Source organism: Mammaliicoccus fleurettii (assembly GCF_003970575.1).
GTDB classification, from domain to species: domain Bacteria; phylum Bacillota; class Bacilli; order Staphylococcales; family Staphylococcaceae; genus Mammaliicoccus; species Mammaliicoccus fleurettii.
In genome coordinates, this window is the sequence record NZ_RXWZ01000033.1 from 1 (window position 1) to 6,850 (window position 6,850).

The following is a 6,850-nucleotide window of genomic DNA, read 5'->3' on the forward strand; positions in this document are numbered from 1 at the left end:
TTATATATGTGTTATAATATTTATAACTTGTTGCATATTTACAATAAATATAACATTGTTTGTAATTTATAAATAGAAATAGGAGATATTTTATGAAAGAAATCATACGAGAAATTCGAATAAATGATGTTGAAAACTTTAATAAATTATTAGATAGCGTGATTAATCAATCAGAATATCTATTATTTAATCCAGGTGAACATCAAATTTCAATACAAAATCAAACTTTATTTCTAGAAGAAATGATTACAACAAGTAATTCTACTATAATTGTTGCCGAATTAAATGATGCTTTAATTGGTTATGTGACACTTCAAGGTGGAAGAACAAAAAGAAATAGTCACGCTGCTAAAATTGCTATGGGATTACTTCCATCTTTTAGAAACAAAGGTATCGGCTATAAATTGTTACAAGAAACAGAAGCATGGGCGGTAAGAAGACAACTTCATCGACTAGAACTAAACGTTGTTACCGAGAATGAACCTGCTTATCGTTTATATGAGAAATTTGGTTTCAAAGTAGAAGGCAAAAAAGAAGAAACGTTATATTTTAATGAAAAATTTTATGATGAATTTGTAATGGCTAAATTATTATAAAAAAAGACAAACTAATCAAGCAAAAGCTCGCTTAGTTTGTCTTTTTTATTTGTCTTTCTTTAATACCGTTTCTGATTCTTGAGTTGCATTATTCTCATAAGGTGACTGTTTCGTATTCGCACCTAGAAACATCATCACACTATTATAAGTCGTTTTAGACTCTTTTAAATTCATGTGAAATTGATATTGGTGACGCAAACCATGTGTACCATCAAAGAATGAAGTTGTTGTTTCTATACCTTGTTCGTTCAACACTTTATCAAATTCTCTATTTTGTGGATCAAATGGGTCAGCATCTCCAACCGTTAAAAATGTAGGTGGATAATACTTCGTTACTTGATCTACAGTAGATAATTGATTAATCTGGGCAAAGTTTCTTTCCCATTTTTTCGAACCTGTATAACTTGTCATAAATAAATCAATTCTAGGAAAATCAGTACTTCTTACGGTTTGCATATTATAAAGGCCACCAAATAGAATTGCGCCTCTTAAATACTCTTGTTTGATACTAGCTTTCATATCCATTTGCTGTTGTAACTTTGGATTTGTTTGAATAGCGACATATTGACTAGCTATTTGAGCTCCCGCTGAATCACCACCATAAAGAATTTGTTTATGGTCAATATTAAATTTATTTTTATATTTCAATGTATATTTAGTTGCTTGATCTAATTGATGTATAGGTGTAGGATATTGCGAATCTGGTGCTAAAGCGTAATTAACATTCACTATAACATATCCTTTTTCAGCAATTTGAGCCAAATATGGATTTTTTTGTCTTTTATCCCCTGCGATAAATCCACCACCATGCGTCCAAAATATGACAGGCAATTTTTCACCTTTTTTCATTTTTGAAGGCACAATAATATCCATTTGACTTTTTGGTGCAGAATGTCCATAACTTACATCCCGAATCAATTTCACTTTTTTATTATTAAGAAGTAATTGATTTGCTCTTTGCGCTTGCAATTGTTTTTCTTGTTGTTTATGTTCTTGATATTTATTAAAAATATAAAAACCACTTACAACAACGATGATCGCCACAATCAAAATAAACAACCGTCGTTTTTTCCTTTTCATATGTTCACTTCCTCATGTAAGAAGACAGTTTAACATATTCATTTATTTTATGCGATATGTTTTTTATTATCTTTTTTTCTCAATATATATTTAACGAGTATTGCACCGCATATAACTAAACCAATTACACCCATTGCTGGATAAAGTTTATCTATTAATGCAGAGAAACCTACAAAGCTTAATCCATATGCCAATAACATTGCGATCGTTAATAACAATACATATTTTTTTGAAAATGGTACCGTAAATCTAGCGGTAAATGAATACATTAACCCTAAAATTGTATTGTACATTACCATTAGCATAATAACCGACAGTGCTAAACCAACTATTGGTGATATAGTTCTAGCCAATGCTAATGTAGGGATTTCTACATCTTTAATATTAGGATATTCTGCTAATAGTCCTGAGTTAATCAGTGCTAATAATACTAAATAAATAACACCGCCAATAATTCCACCTAAACCTGAAATACGACGTTTATCAGCGTCTCCACCTATTGCAATTAACGTACTAAATCCTACAGAGAAAGCTAATCCTCCATAAATGAATCCTTGAGCAATACCCCAAAATAGACTTGGCTCTTCTACTGTACTATTTATTTCAGAAATACCAACATGTCCATTTATAAAGAAATAACCTGCAATGATAAGAATAATAATTATTAAGAATGGTGTTACTACACCTAAAGCTTTAACAATTTTATCAAAATCTAATAATAGTGTGATATAAATAACCACACACATAATTAAAGCTCCTAGCCATGTTGGCACACCAAAACTTTCTTGAAATGCAGAACCTGCACCAGCTATCATCGTGACAGATATTCCAAATAAGAAGAATATTAATACATAGTCTATAACAATACCTGCTTTACCGAACAAATAGTTGATAGTAGAGCTGTGATCATCAGCATCTAACGCAGTACCAATTTTTGCTACTTGTCGGCCAAAGAACGCTAGCATAATCCCTGAGATGATTACACCTAGATAGCCATACAAACCATAGTGTGTAAAGAATTTCATTACTTCTTGTCCTGTTGAAAATCCAGCTCCCACTACGACTCCGACATAAGCAAACCCTATTTTTGTTGCTTCTTTAACATTTGACACAAATCTTCCTCCTCATTTACTTGTTCAATATAGTGACATATACCCACTATCATAAAAACTATTCCAGTAATTAAAAAAAACCTCTTACAAAAGTAAGTGGTTTTGTAAAAACACAAATTTAGTTACGATTTTTCTTCCAATGATTTGCTATAGTTCGCTCTTGTAACTGTAAATCCTACAATTATTGCTAGAACTAATAACACAATACCAAACCAATAAGAATGATGTATACCCACTGTCATAGCATTATTAATTTGTTCTGTTGTTGGATTTTTAATACCTTGAAGTGCTGTAGTTTGACCACTATTCATAATACTCACAAATACAGCGATACCTAATGCACCACCAATTGGTTGTAACATATTTGAAACAGCTGTTCCATGTGGATACATTTCTTTAGGTATAGCATTTAAAGCATTTGTATTTGCAGGCATTAACACTGCAGAAATACTGATCATTAAAATAATATACACAACGACAAATACCCAAACGGATATACCCGGGTGAATTGTTGAATAAAATATTGAAACACATAATAATACAATCAAACCTGGTACAACGAGTTTTCTCGGTCCAATTTTATCAAATATAGCCCCCATAAATGGTGATAAGAAACCATTAAGTAGAGCGCCAGGTAATAAAATAAGACCAGCTATTTTAGCACTGAATCCCATAGGACCTTGTAAATACATAGGCATAACTATTTCAGATGCAAACATTGTCATAATAACTACAACAAATATAATGACACCTTTAGTATAGTTATGGTATTTAAACACTTTTAGGTCCAGTAGCGGTTCGTCTAATTTAAGTTGTCTAAATACAAATAAAGTCATCATAATTATACCAACAATTAACGTTATAAAGATTGATGGATTTGAGAATCCACCTTCTGTACTACTAACTGAAGATACACTGTAAATGATTGTTGATATACCTATTGTAGATAAAATAATTGAGAAAACATCAATTTTTGGTCTCGTTATTTCTCCTACATTTTGTAAATATCTATAGGCAAAAATAAAGGTGAACATCATGAATGGAATGACAATTAAAAATAACCATCTCCAACCCATATAGTCTACAATAACACCTGATAATGTGGGTCCTAGTGCTGGTGCAAACATAATCACTAAACCAAATTGCCCCATTATTTTCCCACGTTCATGCTCATTATATAACAAAAGCATTGCATTCATAACTGTCGGAATCATAAGTCCAGTTCCTGCTGCTTGAATCATTCTACCAACTAATAACATAGGGAAATTAATTGCTAAACCTGCTGTTAATGTCCCGATTGTGAAGACTGTTACTAACCCTAAAAATAACCTTCTCGTTGTAAACCATTGATTTACAACGGCAGACAGTGGCGTCAGTACACCCATTACTAACATAAAACCAGTCGCCATCCATTGAACAGTTGGCGCATCAACATTAAATACTGACATCAATTCTTTTAATGCAATATTTAAAAGCGTCTCGTTTAAAATCATGAAGAATGTACCAACCAAAAATACAATCATGATGATTTTTCTTTTAACTTGATTATCCATTTGTTTCTCCTAATATTTGTTTTTGTAACTTTCCTATAATCCCATAAAAAATAAACCTAGTCAAACGACTAGGTTTATGCATTTTGAGAATTAGATAATTGTGAAAAATCTACTACAACTTTATCCATTCTCTTAGCAGTTTCTTTCATTATATTTCTAGCAACTTTATTATCGGGATCTATTTTAAGTATTTGTTTACTAATGTCAAATGCTTGCTTATCGGATAGCAAAGGTTCTGGAATTGCATGTAATAAAAGCATTTGCAATAAACTCTTCACTTCTTTATATTCTGTTAATATCATCGATCTTTCAGCATGATAATAAGCTGAGTAGAATGCACCATCATGCTCACTATATGGATAGACATGTAGCAAAAATGCTAAGTCATGAAGTTCACTTGTTTCTTCCTTCTTAATAGAATCTAATATAAAAGTATAAAACATTGTACTTTCTTCTTCGTGAGCTGCTGAAATGAAGTGTTCTTCAAATTCTAAGAAATCCACTTCGGACATCAATCTATATGCAGTATCAAATTCGCCACTTAATATATGACCTTTTATTAAATCTTTCATTTAATGTCCTCCTTCTCTCTTTTCAACATTCACTGTATGCTCATTTTTATAGTTAAAAATATTATAACACGTTTTGTAATAAATTACCTTTAAAACATTAAACCAAATTAAATTTTAAAATATAAATGGTGATGATATTTACATCGATGATTAAACCTTGATGCACAATGTGGGCATACTTCTTTTAGCATATAATCATTTATTGAAATTGTTTGTTTACATACACCACACAATATAGCATGTTCATCAAATTCACTTTTATCCCATCTTTTAAGTTCATGTTTTTCACATTCTTCATGACATTTATAGCAAGGATAAAATTTGTTACAACATTTAAATTTAATTGCAATGATATCTAGAGGTGTTTGATAATGCTCACATCTAGATTCATCATCTACTGTTAGTCCATATATAGTTACCATAATATCCTCCAAACATTTTAATAAAACAAAACATCTCACAATAGCATCTATTTTGTCAATTTATAATCATTTGACATAGATGACGATTTTTTATAGAATTAACATATGAACTTATATTCATATGTTAGGAGAATAAAATGAGTACTTATAATATATTAGATGATGAAACATTGTTACTAGTGTCACAAACCTTTAAAGCATTAAGTGATCCAACTCGAGTAAAGATTTTACATTTACTTTGTACAGGCAGACACTCAGTTGGATGTATAGCAGAAACACTTTCACTTAGTCAATCTTCAGTTTCCCATCAATTGAGATTTTTAAAGAATCTTCGACTTGTTAAATTTGAAAGAGAAGGAAAGAGCATATTCTACTCAATTGATGATGACCACGTTATTCTATTTTTAAAACAAGCAATCGAACACGCTAAACATTAATTTAAATTGAGAGGTGTTTATATGGGACATGAACATCACGGACATGACCACAACCATGTTCATACAAATAATAAAAAAATATTACTGATTTCTTTCATAATCATTACTTTATTTATGATTGTAGAAGTAATTGGAGGATATGTTACAAATAGCTTAGCCTTATTATCAGATGCAGGTCATATGCTTAGTGATGCAATTTCTTTATTTATTGCACTCATGGCTTTTAAATTCGGTGAACGTGTTGCAAATCAACATAAAACTTATGGCTATCGCCGTTTTGAAATACTCGCTGCTTTTATAAATGGAATTTTATTAATTGCTATTAGCTTATACATTTTTTATGAAGCAATCTCACGATTTATAAATCCACCTGAAGTAGCTTCAACAGGTATGCTCATCATTAGTACAATTGGATTAATCGTTAATCTTGTTATTGCCTGGTTAATGTTTAAAGGATCTGACACAAAAAACAATTTAAATATGCGTGGTGCTTTTATACATGTACTCGGAGATTTATTAGGGTCAGTCGGTGCAATAGTAGCAGCAATAATCATGATAATTTTCGGTTGGAAATTAGCCGATCCAATAGCAAGTGTTATTGTTGCTATGCTAATTATAAGAAGCGGATATGGTGTTACAAAATCAGCATTAAACGTATTAATGGAAGGAACACCATCAAATATCGATATACACGAAATTTCAGAAACAATCACATCACATCCAGAAATAATCGATGTACATGATTTGCACATTTGGTCTATCACAAGTGATCTAACAGCATTAAGTTGTCATGCAGTTGTAGATAGAGAAAAAACAGTATTAGAATGCGACAGTATAATAGAAGAAATTAACCATAAACTAAACCATAAATCCATACAACATGCTACTATCCAATTAGAAACATCAGACCATCAGCACGATAATTCTTTATTATGTTGTATGGATCAAACAGAACATGTTCATTAAACAAGTAGAAAGGCTGGAACATTTAATTTGAGCTGACCCCAATTTGTGGGAATAAAATAAAAACACTTTCGTTGAATTCATATTAAAATGAATTTATACGGAGGTGTTTTTT

General features: G+C 31.0%; 8 protein-coding genes. 3 read left to right on the plus strand and 5 right to left on the minus strand.

From position 1 onward, the window contains the following. Window positions 1–92: 92 nt before the first annotated feature. A complete protein-coding gene (locus tag CD129_RS02555) occupies window positions 93–596 on the plus strand; it encodes a GNAT family N-acetyltransferase (RefSeq protein WP_078357083.1) in 504 nt (167 codons plus the stop codon). 45 nt (window positions 597–641) lie between these two features. On the opposite strand, the gene CD129_RS02560 is transcribed toward CD129_RS02555, so the two are convergent. From CD129_RS02560 to CD129_RS02580, 5 genes are all read right to left on the minus strand, one after another. Further along, window positions 642–1,676: an alpha/beta hydrolase gene (locus CD129_RS02560; RefSeq protein WP_078357084.1), complete on the minus strand. Its 1,035-nt coding sequence runs from the start codon at window positions 1,674–1,676 to the stop codon at window positions 642–644. 47 nt (window positions 1,677–1,723) lie between these two features. After that, window positions 1,724–2,788 (minus strand): YkvI family membrane protein, encoded by a 1,065-nt coding sequence (locus CD129_RS02565; protein ID WP_078357085.1) that lies wholly within the window; start codon window positions 2,786–2,788, stop codon window positions 1,724–1,726. A gap of 122 nt (window positions 2,789–2,910) precedes the next feature. Beyond that, window positions 2,911–4,341 carry an MDR family MFS transporter gene (locus CD129_RS02570; RefSeq protein WP_078357086.1) on the minus strand — a complete coding sequence of 477 codons (1,431 nt, stop codon included), beginning with the start codon at window positions 4,339–4,341 and terminating at the stop codon, window positions 2,911–2,913. Between the two features lie 74 nt (window positions 4,342–4,415). Then, complete coding sequence (locus tag CD129_RS02575; protein WP_078357087.1) at window positions 4,416–4,913, minus strand: hypothetical protein; 498 nt, start codon at window positions 4,911–4,913, stop codon at window positions 4,416–4,418. Window positions 4,914–5,020: 107 nt separating this feature from the next. Beyond that, the gene (locus CD129_RS02580; protein ID WP_078357088.1) at window positions 5,021–5,335 is read right to left on the minus strand and encodes a CHY zinc finger protein; all 315 of its coding nucleotides are present in this window, start codon (window positions 5,333–5,335) and stop codon (window positions 5,021–5,023) included. Between the two features lie 137 nt (window positions 5,336–5,472). On the opposite strand from CD129_RS02580, the gene CD129_RS02585 reads away from it, so the two are divergent. Further along, window positions 5,473–5,772 (plus strand): ArsR/SmtB family transcription factor, encoded by a 300-nt coding sequence (locus CD129_RS02585; protein WP_078357089.1) that lies wholly within the window; start codon window positions 5,473–5,475, stop codon window positions 5,770–5,772. A 21-nt stretch (window positions 5,773–5,793) separates the two neighbouring features. Next, window positions 5,794–6,738, plus strand: a complete 945-nt coding sequence (locus CD129_RS02590; protein WP_078357090.1) for a cation diffusion facilitator family transporter — start codon at window positions 5,794–5,796, stop codon at window positions 6,736–6,738. The last annotated feature ends 112 nt before the right edge of the window (window positions 6,739–6,850 follow it).

Bases quoted from the DNA above. Each gene is read 5' to 3' on its own strand.
- CD129_RS02555 (WP_078357083.1), top strand. From the start codon at position 93: ATGAAAGAAATCATACGAGAAATTCGAATAAATGATGTTGAAAACTTT.
- CD129_RS02560 (WP_078357084.1), bottom strand. From the start codon at position 1,676: ATGAAAAGGAAAAAACGACGGTTGTTTATTTTGATTGTGGCGATCATC.
- CD129_RS02570 (WP_078357086.1), bottom strand. From the start codon at position 4,341: ATGGATAATCAAGTTAAAAGAAAAATCATCATGATTGTATTTTTGGTT.
- CD129_RS02575 (WP_078357087.1), bottom strand. From the start codon at position 4,913: ATGAAAGATTTAATAAAAGGTCATATATTAAGTGGCGAATTTGATACT.
- CD129_RS02580 (WP_078357088.1), bottom strand. From the start codon at position 5,335: ATGGTAACTATATATGGACTAACAGTAGATGATGAATCTAGATGTGAG.
- CD129_RS02585 (WP_078357089.1), top strand. From the start codon at position 5,473: ATGAGTACTTATAATATATTAGATGATGAAACATTGTTACTAGTGTCA.
- CD129_RS02590 (WP_078357090.1), top strand. From the start codon at position 5,794: ATGGGACATGAACATCACGGACATGACCACAACCATGTTCATACAAAT.